The following is a 13,909-nucleotide window of genomic DNA, read 5'->3' as shown; positions in this document are numbered from 1 at the left end:
TCGTCAGCCGGCGACGGCGGTTTGCTCGAGCGCCGAGGTGCTCGCGGTGGGCAGCGCGAAGCGGACCATGGTGCCGACCCCCGGCGTGCTCTCGGCCCAGATCCGCCCCCCGTGCGCCTCGATCAGCGCGCGGGCGATCGCGAGGCCGAGGCCGGTGCCCGCGTAGGGCGCGGAGCGGCCCCGCCGGAACCGATCGAACACGTGCGGCAGCTCCTCCGCGGGGATCCCGGGCCCGGTGTCGCGCACCTCGAAGACGACGTGATCCCCCTCCACGCTCACGCTGATGGCCACGTGCCCGTGTGCGGTCGCCTTGACCGCGTTCGAGGTGAGGTTGCCGAGGACCTGCAGGACGCGATCGTGATCGCACGACACGAGCGGCAGCTCCTCCGGCGCGCGGCAGCGCACCTCGAGCCCCTTCGTCTCCGCCTGGGGGCGGATGACGTCCGCCGCCTCCCGCGCCAGCGTCTGCGGCGCGAGCGGCTCGCGATGCATCGACAGGCCGCCCCCCTCCAGGCTGGCGAGGTCGAGCAGGTCGCCGATGAGGCGGTTCATGCGGTCGCCCGCGCTCGCGATCCGCGCCGCGGTGGTGCGCACGCGCTCCGGATCCCCCGCCGCGGCGCCCCCGAGCAAGCGCGCGCCCATGACGATCGCGCTGAGCGGGGTGCGCAGGTCGTGGGAGACGATGGCGAGCACCTCGTCGCGGCGCCGCACGGCGTCCTCCGCCTCCTGCTGCGCGCGTCGCGTCTCGGTGACGTCCTGGAACGCCGCGACGGCGCCGGTGATGCGGCCGAAGGCGTCGCGGATCGGGGCGGCGTTGTTGAGGATCGTGGCGCGCGTCCCGTCGAAGCGCACGATGTCGATGAGCTCACCGGTCACGGTCTCGCCCCGGAGCACCGCGCGCTGGATGGCCCAGTCTCCGGGCGCGAGCGCGAGGCCGGTCTCCGCCCAGGCGCCCCGGTAGGCATCGAGCGCGGCGTCGCCGCCCCAGATGTGGCGGGCGTGATCGTTCGAGCTCGCGGCGCGGCCGTCGGGCCCGGCGATGACGACGCCGACGGGCAGCGTCCGCAGGATGGTCTCGAGCCGGAGCCGCTCGTCCTCGGCCACCTTGCGCGCCTCCACCTGCTCGGTGACCTCGGTCACGAGGAGGAGGACGTCGGCCCCGTTCTCGCCCGGGATGGGCCGCACCGACCAGCGCCACCAGGTCGCGCCGCGCGCGAGGCCGTCGTGCCGGTACTCGGGCGTGTCGGCGGGCTTGCCGGTCGCCGCGACCCTCCGGAGGACCTCGACGAGCCCGGACTCGCGCGCGTTCGGCACGAAGTCCTCGATCCGGAGCCCCTCGATCCCGAGCTGCGCGAACGGCGCGTCCAGGAACGAGAGGTAGGTCCGGTTGGACCACTTCGCGCGGAGGTCCCGCCCGTCGAAGATCACGATGCCGGCGGGCGCCTCGCGGAACACCGCCTCGAAGCGGCGGCGCTCCGCCTCGACGATCACGAGCGACTGCGCGGCCGCCGCCTCGGCGTGGCGGCGGTCGGTGACGTCGCGGAACCGCACGGCGACGTGCTCGAGCCGGCTGCCCTCGCGGACCGGCTGGTAGCTCGCCTCGACGCAGCGGCGCCCGGCGGGCAGGTCCGTCCAGAGCTCGTACTGCACCGACTCCCCGGAGAAGGCGCGCTCGATGCGCGGCGCCATCGCGTCGAACGCGTCGAGGCCGATGATCTCCACGAGCGGTCGCCCGAGCAGGTCCGCGGTGGGGAGCCCGCGCATCGCGGCGTAGGCGGGGTTCACAGCTCGCAGGCGCAGCCCGCGGTCGAGGAGGATCATCGAGTCCGGGGAGGTCTCGAAGATCCGCTCGTGCAGCACGAGCGAGGCGTTCGCGGCGACGAGCTTCTTCGCCATGTCGTCGAAGGCGCGCCCGAGGCGGACGATCTCTCCGGGACCGGTGACCTCGGCGAGGTCGGCGCTCCCGCGGCCGAGCTCCTGGACGTGCTGCTCGAGGCGGCGCAGCGAGCGGGCGATGCGCCGGGTGACGAGGATCGAGACCAGCACCGCCAGCGACGCCGCGGCGGCCCCGAGCCCCGCGGCGCGGGCGATGGCGGTGCGGAAGGGCGAGGCGACGTCGGCGAAGGAGCGGCTCGCGACGGCGGACCAGCCGACGAGGCTCACCGGCACCGCCGCCGTGATGGCGCCGCCGTCGGGGGTCCTCCGCGCGATCTCCCCGCCGCGGAGCGCCTGCGCGACCGCGCCCGTGTCGAGCACGCCGCCCGCCGGCCCGCCCGCGCCCGGCCGGCGGAAGACGATCTCGCCGCGGCGATCGGCGAGCGCGATGTCGGCGCGGCCGAGCCGCTCGAAGGGGAGGGAGAGCTCGCCGAGGCGCGTCGCGTCCACGGTGGCGAGGACGATCCCCTTGAGCTCGCCGCCTTCCCGGATCCCGCGCGCGATCGCGACGCTGCGCGCGCCGTCCGCGTCCGCCGCGCGGACGTCGCTCACGGTGAAGACCGCCCCGGCGAGGATCCGCCGCAGGTCGTCGCGCCCCGCCGTCGAGCGCCCGACGAGCCTGCGGTCGCTCGAGGCGACGAGACGCCCGTCGGGGGTCACCCAGGAGAGATCCCGGACGGAGACGTACTCCTGGTCGGCGCGAGCGAGGAGGAGATCGACCACGTCCGGCGCGAGCCGTCGCGTCGCGATCGCGTCGCCGACGAGCTCCTCCTGGCGGAGCACGTCGCGCACGAACCCGTCGAACGCGTGGGAGGCCGCGCGGGCGAGCTCGAGGTTCGCGTCGAGCTCGGCCTCGATGCGCTCGCGGTACACGACCGCCCCCGCGCACGCCGAGATGGCGACGAACGGAACGAGCCACGCGAGGACCACGAGGACCACGCGCCCCGTGATGGAGCGCCATAGCGGGATGCCCCCCATTGCTGCCGATCAACAGCTCACGCACCTCTGCGCATTCCGTACGCAAGGGTGGGCGCCGGTGCGTGCGCCCGCTCGGTGGGACGGAGGGCGAGCCCCTTCGCCTCGCGAGGTGCGTCACGGCTCCGCCCCGAGGGGACGTCCCCTGGAGCGTCGGGTTGCGCGGTGCGGGGCCGCTGCCAGCTTGTCGAGCAGCACCATGATCGAGATCCGCGACCCCGGCCTCCTCGCGAGCCTCATCGAGCTCGAGCTCGTGCGGTTCCGCCACGCGGAGGGCGTGCTCCGCGTCCCCTCCTCGCTCGTGGACCTGGCCGACGCGCTCGAGCGGGTCGCCGCGATCCTGCGCGAGGCCGACGACCGCGGACAGGCGGTGGACCTCGGCGACGGCGTGATGCGGCTCCTCCAGCAGTTCCGGGGCATGCTCCGCACGGTGGGCGGGGCGCCCGCCGAGGCGTGATTGCGCTGTCCGCCAGGGCTTTCCCCTGCCGCGGCGAACGCCGGCTGCCTGCGCTGTGGCTCACCCGCGCGGCCTGAAGCGCGCGGCGTCGATGATCGACCAGAGGTGGACGATCCACCCGAGGAACACGAGCCAGAGCAGGCCGGCGAGCACGAACATCACGAGCGCGAGGAGCGGGCGTCCCTGGATGAGCTGACCGAGCCCCGGGATGAAGAAGCTCGCCAGCGCCGCGATCACGTTGCCCGTCGATCCCTGTCCCGCCATGCCGTTCCTCCCGCCCCCGGGCAGCATAGCGAGGAGGGCGGGATCGCGCAGCCGAGGGTGGCGCGGGGAGGCGCCGCGCCGCGGCGGCGCGCGCCCGGCGTCGTTCACCCCGAGTGAGCGACGCTGTAGGCGTGTGAGCGCAACGGGCGTGTAGACGGTGTGTGAAATGTGGACGCGTGGAGGTGTCCTGTTCACAGGCCCTTTGGGGACATGGAAAAGCGACGCGCGATCGTCGGACAGTACGCGTCACCGACCGTGATTCGGCCGGGGAGGGGCTCACCATGAAGACGATCGTAGCGCTCGTGCTCGCGCTGTCAGCGCAGGCGGCGCTTGCCCAGCAGGGCAAGGTCGAGATCACGCGCGCCGACGCGGATCTCGGCACCGGCATGCTGTTCGTGAAGGGGCAGGGCTTCGGCGCCCAGGCCGCGACGGTCCTCGTCGGCAGGACCGTCCTCGACGTGAAGAGCCACTCGCCCACCGACGTCGTGGCGGCGCTGCCGCAGGGAATGCCCCCGGGCACCTACCGGCTCACCGTGGTGCAGGCGCCGGGAAACGCGAGCGCGACGATGGACGTGACGATCGGCGCCGAGGGAGCGCAGGGGCCCGCCGGGCCCGCCGGGCCGGCCGGACCGGCCGGGCCGCAGGGCGCGACGGGGCCGCAGGGGCCGCAGGGGCCGCGCGGTGACATGGGACCCCAGGGGCTCACGGGGCCGCAGGGAGCGACCGGACCGGAGGGGCCGCGCGGCTTCGTCGGGCCGATGGGGCCGGCGGGGCCGCAGGGCGAGACCGGGCCGGCCGGCCAGATCGGGCCGATGGGACCGGCGGGTCCGCAGGGCGCGAACGGCGTCTCCGGCTACCAGATCCTCTCCCGCTCCGTGTTCGTGAACCCGAGCACGCTGACGACGCAGCAGATCACGACCACGTGCCCGAGCGGCAAGAAGGCGCTCTCCGGCGGCGCCCGCTCGGATCGTCTCGGCACGCTCGTCGGAACGTATCCGAGCGCGGACGGCCTGGCCTGGATCGGCGAGTTCGCCACGCAGCCCGAGGCGTACGCCGCCAAGGTGACCGTCATCTGCGGGTACGCCTTCTAGTCGGCTGGCGACCGCTCGACCGCGGTCGATGACGCGCGCCCCGGCCCGCCCGCGAGCGGGCCGGGCACGCGCGTCTCGTCATCAGCTCGCGGCGGCGCCCGCCTCCTGGCGCGCCGCGTCCCACGGCAGCGTCACGAGGAACGTCGCGCCGCCTCCCGGCGTGTCGCGGATCTCCACGCGCCCTCCGTGTGCCTCGACGATGCGCCGGACGACCCACAGCCCCACGCCCACGCCGCCGAGGCGGCGACCGCCCTCGAGCTGCGCGTAGCGGGCGAACACGCGGGTCCGCGCCTCCGGCGGCACGCCGGGGCCGTGATCGCGGACCGACACGACGGGGCCGGCGGCGCTCGCGGCGATGGAGAGCTCGACCGGACCTCCGCCCGCGTGCCGCGCGGCGTTCGCGAGCAGGTTCGTGAGCACCTGCTCGAGGCGGAGCCTGTCCCAGCGGCCCGGCGTCGCGGCGGGGACCGACAGCGTGAGCGCGCAGCCGACGCGGGCGAGCGGCTCCTGCATCCGCTCCGCGACCTCGCGGGCGATCGCCGACAGATCCGCGTCGGAAGGGACGACCTCCGCGCGCTGGCCGGGTCGGGACACGTGGAGGAGATCGTCGAGCAGCCGTGCGATCCGCTGGCACTGGGCCGCCGCGCGCTCGAGCCGGCGGTGCTCGTCCTCCGCGGAGCGATTCGTCCGCTCGCGCGCGCGGAGCAGCGAGTCGACGAGGAGCTGCAGCGACGCCATGGGGGTGCGGAGCTCGTGCGAGGCGACGACGATGAGCTCCTCTCGCGCGCGGAGCGCGGCCTCGAGCACGGCGGCGCGCCGCTCGAGCGGCTCCTCGCCGGCGCGCGCCCGCCCGGGAGCGATGACCTCGCAGGCTCCGCCGCGGAGCGAGAGGGTCCGATCGTGGTAGCGCACGACCTCGAGCGCCGTGCCGGCGTCGCAGCCGTCGAGCCCGTAGCTGCACAGCGCGAGCAGCCTGCGCCGCGCGAAGGCGGCGCTCACGCGCGCCTCATACTCCAGGAAGCCCGGGGCGCCGCACGCGCCCTCCGGGCCCGCGCTGCCGGCGACGCGGAGCCCGGTGAACCCCGCGCGGCGGGCCGCCTCCTCGCGCACGAGCCAGCTCTGCACGACCCGCGCGCCGTCGTCGCCGCCCGCCGCGCGGTACCAGCGCTCGTGCTCGAGGATCTCGAGCTGCCCGCGCGCCTCCCGCGCGCCGAGATCGGGCACCGCCGCGGCGAGGGCACGCCGCGCGGCGTCCGCCTCGAGCGGCGCCGCCGTCACCCAGACGCAGCGCTCCCCCTGCTCGAGCCCCCGGCGCAGGAAGGGGACGAGGACGTCCCCGAGCTCTCGCGCGGTCCGATGGAAGAGGCAGACGTGGCTGCCCCACCGCAGCCGGCCGAAGCCGTCGATCCCGCTGTCGGTGGAGGCGTGCATCCATCGGCTCCTACGGCTCGCGCCGAGGTGCCGCAACTCCTGAGGGGGCGGCGGGGTCTCACGTAGCTCGGCGGAGCGTCGCCCGAACGGGAGATGCGCGCGACGCCGGCGCGGCGGGGCCCGCGGCGCTCGCGGAGATCCAGCGCGTCAGCCGCGGGAGCCGCTGCCCGGGCGGACGAGGCGCGCGGGGAGGAACACGAGCGGAACGACGAGCACCGCCAGCACGAGCAGCTCGCCCCAGCCGAGCCGGCGGGCGAGGAGCGCGTACGCGCTGAGCAAGGCGATCGTGAGCGGGACGAATCGGCGCTGGCGCCAGCGCCCGCTCCGGGCGAACCAGGCGACCGAGATCGCCGCGAGCGCGGTGAGGAGGACGACGAGGAGCTCGACGCGGCCGATGCCCATGCGTCGCGGATGATCGACGGGCGTGCCTCTGCGCGCAAGGGCCCGCGCGCCGGTGCGTCCGCCGGTGTATGGGAGTGGAAACGCGCCCGAGGAGCCCGATGCCGCGCCACCCCCGCGTCGCCCCAGTCGTCGCCAGCCTGTCCCACGACGTCTACAGCGCGCTCGCCGCCCGGGCGCGCGAGCGGCCCGGGCCGGTCCATCCCCTCCACGTCGGCGACACGTGGCTCGATCCGCTCCCCGCCGCGCGCGCCGAGGCGCAGCGCGCCGACGCGCACCCGCGGCTCCACGGCTACGCTCCGGTCCAGGGAGAGCCCGCGCTGCTCGCCGCGATCCTCCGCCGGCTCGCGTCGCGCCACGGCGTCGAGGTGGATCCGGCCTGCCTGCAGGTGATGCCCGGCGCGACCACCGGGCTCGCCATCGTGGTCGGGGCGCTCCTCTCGCCCGGCGACGAGCTCGTCGTGCCGTCCCCGTTCTGGCCGCTCATCCGCGGGATCGCCATCTCCCACGGGTGCACCAGCGTGGAGGTCCCGTTCTTCACGCGCTTCGCGGAGCCGGGCTTCGATCCGGAGGCCGCGCTCGAGCGGGCGATCGGGCCGCGCACCGCGGCCATCTACGTGAACGCCCCCAACAACCCCACCGGGCGGCTGCTCCCCGACGCCGTCGCCGAGGCCATCGCGGCAGTGGCGCGCCGGCACGACCTGTGGGTGATCGCGGACGAGGCCTACGAGGACCTGGTGCACGCCGGGGAGCACCGGCCGCTGTGGCGCCGCCCCGACCTCGCGGGGCGCACCGTCGTCACCCACACGCTCTCGAAGAGCCACGCGCTCGCCGGGGCGCGCATCGGCTACACCCACGGCCCGCCAGAGGCGATGCGCGCCATACGGGCGCTCCAGTTCCACGAGAGCTACTGCGCCGCGCGTCCCATGCAGTTCGCCGCGGCCGCCGCGCTCGACGGGGGCGACGCCTGGCTCGCCGAGGCCCGCGCCGCGTACGCCGCCGCCGGTCGCGCCGCCGCGGCCGCCGTCGGCATCCCGCCCCCCGAGGCGGGGACGTTCCTCTTCTTCGATGCGGCGAAGGCGTTCGCGCCGGGTGAAGGGCTGCCCGGCTTCCTGGAGCGGTGCCTGGAGGCGGGCGTGCTCCTCACGCCCGGGCCGGCGTGCGGGCGGGACTACGAGAGCTGGGTGCGGCTCTGCTTCACGGCCGTGCCTCCGGACGCGCTCGCCGACGCGCTCGCCCGGCTGAGCGCGGTGCTCGGGCGCTGAGCGCCCCGCCCCGTGCGGAGCGGTCTTCCGCGCCGGCGCCCGCGCTCCGCTCAGGTTCCTCACCACGGCTCACTCCAGAAGGCGACCGTGCGGCGCGCCGAGCGATCGGAGAGCATGCCGGGGAGAGGAGCCAGAGCATGTTGCGCAGGTCGATGGGGATCGCCGCGCTCGCCGCCGGAGGGCTGGGGCTCGTGGTGGCTGTGCAGGGGAAGCGCTTCAACCGGCGCATCGCGCGCGAGGCGCACGCGCTCTGGACGCAGGAGAGCTCGGGGCCGGAGCGGCGCACCGCGCTCGAGGCGCTGCCGCCGCCGGTTCGGCGGTACGCGGAGGCGTCCGGCGCGGCGAGCCACGCGCCGGTCCGCGCCGCGCGTCTCCGCCACGGAGGCACCTTCCGGCCGCGCTTCGACCGTCCGTGGCTCGCGATCCGCGGAGTGCAGTACTTCGCGAGCGATCCGCCCGGCTTCGTCTGGTGGGGCCGCGTGCGCACGGGGGCCGGGCTCTGGATCGACGCGCGCGATCGCTCGCTCGCGGGCGAGGGGGGCATGCGGATCATGCTCGCGTCGTGCTGGAAGCTCGCCGACGTGCGGGGCCGCGAGGTGGGCGAGGCCTCGCTGCAGCGGCTCCTCGCGGAGATGGTCTGGTTCCCGACCGCCTTCCTGGACGCGCGCCACGTGCGGTGGGCGCCCATCGACGACACGCGGGCGCGGGCGATCCTGCGCGTCCGCGGCCTCGAGGTCGCCGTCGACTTCCACTTCGACGCGAACGGTGTCCCCTCCCGCATCACCGCAGAGCGCTACCGCGACGTGGACGGCGAGCCGGTGCTCACGCCCTGGACCGGCGAGTGCAGCGGCTATCGCGTGATCGACGGGATGCGGGTGCCGTTCCGGCTCGAGGCCTCCTGGCACGTGAGGGGGCGCACGGAGCCGTACGCCCGGTTCTCCGTCGACGAGCTCGAGCTCGATCGGCCCGAGGCGTTCCCGGGCTGAGGGCCGCGCGCCGCGAGTCCGGCGGCTCGCGCCGGGGTCACTCGGTCTGACGGCCGTCCGCCGCCGGCCCGCGCTCGCGGGCGCCGGCGATCCACCCCCGCCCCGCGTGGCGAGAGAGGGCGAGCTGCTGTCTCCGCGCCGCGAGGAGGCGGGCGTCCTCGCCGAACGTGGTCGGGTAGACGGGCGGCACGTCGCGCTGGCACATCTCGCGGTCCACGTTCACGAACGTGAACAGGCACGAGTTCGAGATCGCGCGCACGCTCCGGTCGCGGCTCCGCCGCTCGATGCTGGCCTCCACCGACACGAGGCTCCCCGCCGTGTGCACGACGCGGCTGGAGAAGTGCAGCGTGTCGCCGAGCCGCACGGGGTTCAGGAAGTTCACCCGGTTCACGGCCGCCAGCACCGGCCGATCCGGCGCCGCGAGCTCCGCGCAGATCGAGGAGAGCTCGTAGGCGCGGCGCATGAGGTAGCCGCCGAAGATCTTCCGGGGCACGTTCTCCTGCTCGGGGAACATGCGCTCCCAGGCGTCGGTGACGAGCCGCGCGGAGAGGAGCCCGGTGAACCCGGGCCGCTCCTGCTCCCGGTGGAGCCGGTCGAGCAGCTCGAACTCCTCGTGGCTCGGCGGCTCCTGCGAGGCCGCGACGTAGCGCCGGTACTCGTCCCGGCGCTCCTCCGCGCGGCGCGCCCGGCGCCGCGTGAGCTCGTCCTCGTAGTCGAGCGGCGGCAGCGGCACGCTCTTCGCCTCGTCGCCCTCGCCGATCCGGGCGACCATCGTGAAGTAGCAGGAGGCGACGTGGAGCGGCGCCTCGCCCGCGAGGCCCGGCTGCGTCACGCGGATGCCCACCTCCATGGAGGTCCGGCCGACGTGGTTCACCCGCGCGACGAGGTCGAGGTCGCGCTCCACGTCGGCCGGGTTCCGCACGAGGATGTTGTCCACCGCCGCCGTGACGACCCGCGCCTGCGGGTGGGCGCGCCGCGCGTACGCGAGCGCAGCCTCCTCGGCGAGCTTGTCGAGGACCTCAAGGAGCAGCCCGAAGCGCAGGTTGCCGTGGAGCGGCTCGTCCACGACCTTGTAGCGGCGCTTCAGGGACGGCTCCCGGGAGAGGGGCAGCGTCAGGGCGAGATCCGTGTCCTTGGGGGTCATGTCGCTCTCCATCATGGCTCGCCTCGCCCCGCAGCGCGCGCGGCCCGAACCTGATGGATGCGACCGGGCGGGCGCACGGGCCCATCGAGGGACACGCGAATTTGTCGGCTCGCCGCATGTTGCTTCGGGCGGGCGAGCGCCAGTTCGGACGCACCTTCGCTCACACACAGGCCAGGAGGCACACAGACGATGTCGTCTCGAAAGTTCTGGAAGCTCGGAGTCGTGGCTGCGCTCGTCAGCGCGCTCTCCGCCTGCGGCTCGAGCAGCGGCAGCGGCGCGGTCCGCGTGCGCCTGGTCGACGCGCCCGGCGATTATCAGGCGCTCGACCTCGAGGTCCGGCGGGTGGAGATCCACGCCGACGGCGGTGACTGGATCGTGCTCGGCACGCCCGACGCCCAGGTCGATCTCCTCTCCCTCACCGGCGGCGTGAGCGCCACGCTCGTCGACGGCGCGACCATCCCCGCCGGCAGGTACACGCAGCTGCGCCTCGTGCTCGGCCCCCGGAACACGGTCACGCTCGCGGACGGAAGCGTCCACGACCTCACCGTCCCGTCCGGCCAGCAGTCGGGCGTGAAGCTCACCGTGAACTTCGAGGTCGCGCCGAACACCACCCGCGACGTCGTCGTCGACCTCGACGCCCACCGGTCGGTCTTCGTCCACGAGACGGGGGCCTCGGAGAAGTTCATCCTGCGGCCCACCGTGCGCGCCGTGGACGTGCTCGCGACCGGAGCGGTCGAAGGCAAGCTCACCGACGCCGCGAGCGGCGCGGGCCTCCCCGGCGTGCTCGTCACCGCGCAGGCGCTGTCCGCGACGGGCCAGCCCTCGATCGTGCGCGCCGCGCTCACCGGCGCCGACGGAACGTACGTCCTCGATCTGCTGGACGCGGGCGGGACCTACTACGTCGTGAGCCAGCCGGTGGTCGGGGCGGCGGCGTACGCGCCGCGTGCGAGCGGCGCGATCGCGATCACGGGGCCGACGGCCGTCGTGGCCTGGGACGCGGCGTTCGAGCAGGCCTCGCAGGTGGGGACGCTCTCGGGCGGCATCTCGCCCGCCGCGAGCGTGTCGCAGGCCGACGAGGTGGAGGTGCGCCAGAGCCTCGACGCGGGCGGCTCGCCCAGGGAGCTCATCGTGCGCACGGCGCCCGGCGCGGTCGCCGGCGGGGTGGAGAGCTACTCCGTCTCGTCCCTGCCCGCGGCGGCTTACACGGTCCTCGCCAGCCGCCGGACCGTGGACGCCGACGGCAACGAGACGGTCACGGTGAGCGCGCCCGTGAGCGCCAGCGTCCCGGCGGCCGGGACGGCCACCGCCGATCTCGTCCTGCCATAGGGTGGAGCGGACGGGGGCTCGCGCCGGATCCGGCGCGGGCCCCTCCGTGCGTCACGGCGCCGGGTCGGCGGCGACGATGTCGTAGTTGTGCACGGTGGGCTCCGGGTCGATGAGGAACTCCGCGTCGCGCGGCAGCGCGCGCGTTCGCGAGATGTCCTCCCCCGCGTACGCGTGGATGGCCTCGCGCGACGCCCAGTAGCTCACGACCATGAAGTGCGACTCCGAAGGTCCGTCCTCCCGGTACATGGCGTAGCCGAGGTTTCCCGGGATCTGGCGGAACTTCCGGACCGCCTCGGAGGCGTACGCCGCGTACTCGTCGGCGCGGGCGGCAGGGGTGCGGCCGTGCCAGACGCGGGCGACGCGGGCGCCGGCCGGAGCGGCGGCGCCCAGCCCGGCCTTCGGAGCGGGCCGCGCAGCCGGGGCCGCGCAGGAGATCGCGAGGAGCAGCAGCGAGAGGGAGATGGCGCGCACGGCGGGCCTCCTTCGGTGGACGAGCGCGCGCGATCATGTCGCGGCCGAGGGCCGTGCACCCACGCCTCTCGGGTGCACGCACGGACCGCGCGCTGCCCCTCTTTCGTCACACCGGGTGACGACCCGTCTCGGAGGCCGGAGCGCCCCGCTCGTCGGGGCGGGCGATCTCGAGCGCCTTCATGCGGGACTTGAGCGTGGAGGGGCTCACGCCGAGGAGCGACGCGGCGCCGCCCCTGCCCCCGACGCGCCAGCCGGACCGCTCGAGCGCGGCGATCATGTTCCCGCGCTCGATCGCGCGCACGCGCTGGTCGGTCAGGACCTCGCCGTCGACCCGCTCCGGCGCCGCCGCGCCGCTCGACGGCGTCGCGACGTCCGGCTCGGGCAGCGCCCGGTCCAGGTGGAGCCGGCCGTCGGGGGAGGTGATGATCGCCCGCTCGATCACGTTCCGCAGCTCCCGCACGTTCCCGGGCCAGGGATACGACCTGAGGGCGGCGGCGTCCGCCGCGTCGGGCGGGGCGATGCTCCGCCCGAGGCCGCGGGCGAGCTGCTCCGCCATCGCTGCGGCGAGCAGCACGACGTCGTCACCGCGCTCGCGCAGCGGCGGGAGCGGGAGCGGGAAGACGCTCAGCCGGTAGAAGAGATCCTGCCGGAACCCGCCCTCGCGGGCGGACCGCTCCAGGTCCCGGTTCGTCGCGGCGATGACGCGCACGTCCACCTTGCGCGTGCGCGAGCTCCCCACCGGCTCGAGCTCTCCCTCCTGCAGGACCCGCAGGAGCTTGCCCTGCAGCTCCAGGGGGAGCTCGCCGATCTCGTCGAGGAAGATCGTCCCGCCGTCGGCGAGCACGAACCGGCCGTCCCGCCGCTGCGTCGCGCCGGTGAACGCGCCGCGCTCGTGCCCGAAGAACTCGCTCTCGATGAGGGTGGCGGGGATCGCCGCGCAGTTCACCTTCACGAGGGGACGGCCGCGCCGGGCGCTCCGCTCGTGGATGGCCCGGGCGAAGAGCTCCTTGCCGGTGCCCGTCTCGCCGAGGAGGAGCACCGTCGCGTCCGTCGCCGCGACCTGCGCGACGCCCTGGAGCGCCCGGCGCAGCGCCGGGCTCCTGCCCACGATCTCGTGGAACCCGTGCTCGGCCGCGAGCTCCTCGCGGAGGTAGGCCGCCTCCGCGCTCAGCGCGCGGATCCTCCGCTCCGCCTCGAGGCGCTCGTCCACGTTCCTCAGGATGAGCGTGTAGAACGGCCGCCCCCGCACCTCGAACCGCGAGAGCGTCGCCTCGGCCGGGAAGGGCTTCCGCCCCGGCGGCTCGGCCACGAGGTCGCCCGGGATCCACAGGGCGCGCTCGCCGCCCGTTCGCCGCTCGAGCTCGCCGGTCAGCGCGCGGAGCCTCGCCGTCGCGGGGCCGCCCAGGAGCTCGTCCGCCGGCCGCCCGTGCAGCCCGCCGGCGGCGCAGCCGAACACCTTCTCGGCGGCGGCGTTCATGAGCGTGATGCACAGGTCTCCGTCGAGCTCCACGATCCCGTCCATCGCGCTGCCGATGAGCCCGGCGAGCTTCTCCTGGCGCTCGCGCAGATCCTGCTCGACGCGGACGCGCCGCATCTCCGCGAGCGCGCGGTTCGCGAAGATCCGGAAGAGCGGGAGGAGCCGCTTCTCGGCGGGCATGGGCCGGGTGTCCACGACCGCCAGGTGGCCGAGCACGCGGTCGTCGGGGTCGAGGAGGGGAACGCCGAGGTAGCTCACGGCCCCGGGGAGGGGGGACTTCACCTCGGGGTACAGCTCGGTCACGCGATCGGGGACGTGGACGACGCGTCGCTCGCGCACCGCCGTCTCGCACGCCGTGCCGGCGATCGCGTACTCGTGGCCCTCCACCCATCGCCCGTCGAACCAGAACGCGAGCGCGCGCAGCCACCTGCGGCGCTCGTCGTACTCGGTGAGCCATGCGCCGCAGGTGTCGAGGGCGCGCGCGAGGTTCCTGACGAGCGCCCGGTAGAACTCCTGCCCCGTCGCCGAGGCGGTCCCCTCGACGACGGCGCGCAGGGCGAGCTCCTCGTCGATCCGCCGCTCCCCGATCCCGTGCTCCATGTCCGGCTCCGCGGCGACGGTCCGCGGCGCCGCGCCGCGCCCGGAACATAGCGAGGCCGAGGCGGCGCGCCCGGATGAAAGCCCGTCG

At 75.2% G+C, this 13,909-nt stretch carries 12 protein-coding genes; 5 read left to right on the top strand and 7 right to left on the bottom strand.

Annotation, left to right across the window (positions count from 1 at the left end; genetic code table 11):
* Positions 1–3: 3 nt before the first annotated feature.
* A complete protein-coding gene (locus tag MNY60_RS11620) occupies positions 4–2,913 on the bottom strand; it encodes a PAS domain-containing protein (protein ID WP_242337250.1) in 2,910 nt (969 codons plus the stop codon).
* 196 nt (positions 2,914–3,109) lie between these two features.
* Between MNY60_RS11620 and MNY60_RS11615 the strand changes: the two genes are divergently transcribed.
* Positions 3,110–3,367, top strand: a complete 258-nt coding sequence (locus MNY60_RS11615) for a hypothetical protein (RefSeq protein ID WP_242337248.1) — start codon at positions 3,110–3,112, stop codon at positions 3,365–3,367.
* A 60-nt stretch (positions 3,368–3,427) separates the two neighbouring features.
* On the opposite strand, the gene MNY60_RS11610 is transcribed toward MNY60_RS11615, so the two are convergent.
* Positions 3,428–3,631, bottom strand: coding sequence for a hypothetical protein (locus tag MNY60_RS11610; protein WP_242337246.1), 204 nt, complete (start codon positions 3,629–3,631; stop codon positions 3,428–3,430).
* A 281-nt stretch (positions 3,632–3,912) separates the two neighbouring features.
* On the opposite strand from MNY60_RS11610, the gene MNY60_RS23790 reads away from it, so the two are divergent.
* Complete coding sequence (locus MNY60_RS23790) at positions 3,913–4,722, top strand: IPT/TIG domain-containing protein (RefSeq protein ID WP_277956972.1); 810 nt, start codon at positions 3,913–3,915, stop codon at positions 4,720–4,722.
* Positions 4,723–4,803: 81 nt separating this feature from the next.
* Here the strand turns inward: MNY60_RS23790 and MNY60_RS11600 are convergent, their stop codons facing one another.
* Both MNY60_RS11600 and MNY60_RS11595 read right to left on the bottom strand, forming a co-directional pair.
* Complete coding sequence (locus MNY60_RS11600) at positions 4,804–6,153, bottom strand: MEDS domain-containing protein (RefSeq protein WP_242337244.1); 1,350 nt, start codon at positions 6,151–6,153, stop codon at positions 4,804–4,806.
* A gap of 147 nt (positions 6,154–6,300) precedes the next feature.
* Complete coding sequence (locus MNY60_RS11595) at positions 6,301–6,555, bottom strand: hypothetical protein (RefSeq protein ID WP_242337242.1); 255 nt, start codon at positions 6,553–6,555, stop codon at positions 6,301–6,303.
* A 98-nt stretch (positions 6,556–6,653) separates the two neighbouring features.
* On the opposite strand from MNY60_RS11595, the gene MNY60_RS11590 reads away from it, so the two are divergent.
* Positions 6,654–7,817 carry a pyridoxal phosphate-dependent aminotransferase gene (locus MNY60_RS11590; RefSeq protein ID WP_242337240.1) on the top strand — a complete coding sequence of 388 codons (1,164 nt, stop codon included), beginning with the start codon at positions 6,654–6,656 and terminating at the stop codon, positions 7,815–7,817.
* Positions 7,818–7,954: 137 nt separating this feature from the next.
* Entirely contained in the window at positions 7,955–8,803 is an 849-nt protein-coding gene (locus MNY60_RS11585) for a DUF6544 family protein (RefSeq protein WP_242337238.1), read from the top strand.
* Between the two features lie 37 nt (positions 8,804–8,840).
* Here the strand turns inward: MNY60_RS11585 and MNY60_RS11580 are convergent, their stop codons facing one another.
* A complete protein-coding gene (locus MNY60_RS11580; protein ID WP_242337236.1) occupies positions 8,841–9,947 on the bottom strand; it encodes a hotdog domain-containing protein in 1,107 nt (368 codons plus the stop codon).
* A gap of 189 nt (positions 9,948–10,136) precedes the next feature.
* Between MNY60_RS11580 and MNY60_RS11575 the strand changes: the two genes are divergently transcribed.
* Entirely contained in the window at positions 10,137–11,273 is a 1,137-nt protein-coding gene (locus MNY60_RS11575) for a DUF4382 domain-containing protein (RefSeq protein WP_242337234.1), read from the top strand.
* 51 nt (positions 11,274–11,324) lie between these two features.
* On the opposite strand, the gene MNY60_RS11570 is transcribed toward MNY60_RS11575, so the two are convergent.
* Together MNY60_RS11570 and MNY60_RS23785 are read right to left on the bottom strand one after the other, a co-directional pair.
* The gene (locus MNY60_RS11570; RefSeq protein WP_242337232.1) at positions 11,325–11,744 is read right to left on the bottom strand and encodes an antibiotic biosynthesis monooxygenase; all 420 of its coding nucleotides are present in this window, start codon (positions 11,742–11,744) and stop codon (positions 11,325–11,327) included.
* Between the two features lie 106 nt (positions 11,745–11,850).
* Positions 11,851–13,821 carry a sigma 54-interacting transcriptional regulator gene (locus MNY60_RS23785; RefSeq protein ID WP_255821235.1) on the bottom strand — a complete coding sequence of 657 codons (1,971 nt, stop codon included), beginning with the start codon at positions 13,819–13,821 and terminating at the stop codon, positions 11,851–11,853.
* Between the last annotated feature and the right edge of the window lie 88 nt (positions 13,822–13,909).

The organism is Anaeromyxobacter sp. SG17, assembly GCF_022690695.1.
Classification (GTDB): domain Bacteria; phylum Myxococcota; class Myxococcia; order Myxococcales; family Anaeromyxobacteraceae; genus Anaeromyxobacter; species Anaeromyxobacter soli.
This window is presented reverse-complemented; position numbering and strand designations above follow the sequence as displayed.

Excerpts from the sequence above, each read along its gene's own strand:
- MNY60_RS11620 (WP_242337250.1), bottom strand. The coding sequence starts at position 2,913 with ATGGGGGGCATCCCGCTATGGCGCTCCATCACGGGGCGCGTGGTCCTC.
- MNY60_RS11615 (WP_242337248.1), top strand. The coding sequence starts at position 3,110 with ATGATCGAGATCCGCGACCCCGGCCTCCTCGCGAGCCTCATCGAGCTC.
- MNY60_RS11610 (WP_242337246.1), bottom strand. The coding sequence starts at position 3,631 with ATGGCGGGACAGGGATCGACGGGCAACGTGATCGCGGCGCTGGCGAGC.
- MNY60_RS23790 (WP_277956972.1), top strand. The coding sequence starts at position 3,913 with ATGAAGACGATCGTAGCGCTCGTGCTCGCGCTGTCAGCGCAGGCGGCG.
- MNY60_RS11600 (WP_242337244.1), bottom strand. The coding sequence starts at position 6,153 with ATGCACGCCTCCACCGACAGCGGGATCGACGGCTTCGGCCGGCTGCGG.
- MNY60_RS11595 (WP_242337242.1), bottom strand. The coding sequence starts at position 6,555 with ATGGGCATCGGCCGCGTCGAGCTCCTCGTCGTCCTCCTCACCGCGCTC.
- MNY60_RS11590 (WP_242337240.1), top strand. The coding sequence starts at position 6,654 with ATGCCGCGCCACCCCCGCGTCGCCCCAGTCGTCGCCAGCCTGTCCCAC.
- MNY60_RS11585 (WP_242337238.1), top strand. The coding sequence starts at position 7,955 with ATGTTGCGCAGGTCGATGGGGATCGCCGCGCTCGCCGCCGGAGGGCTG.
- MNY60_RS11580 (WP_242337236.1), bottom strand. The coding sequence starts at position 9,947 with ATGACCCCCAAGGACACGGATCTCGCCCTGACGCTGCCCCTCTCCCGG.
- MNY60_RS11575 (WP_242337234.1), top strand. The coding sequence starts at position 10,137 with ATGTCGTCTCGAAAGTTCTGGAAGCTCGGAGTCGTGGCTGCGCTCGTC.
- MNY60_RS23785 (WP_255821235.1), bottom strand. The coding sequence starts at position 13,821 with ATGGAGCACGGGATCGGGGAGCGGCGGATCGACGAGGAGCTCGCCCTG.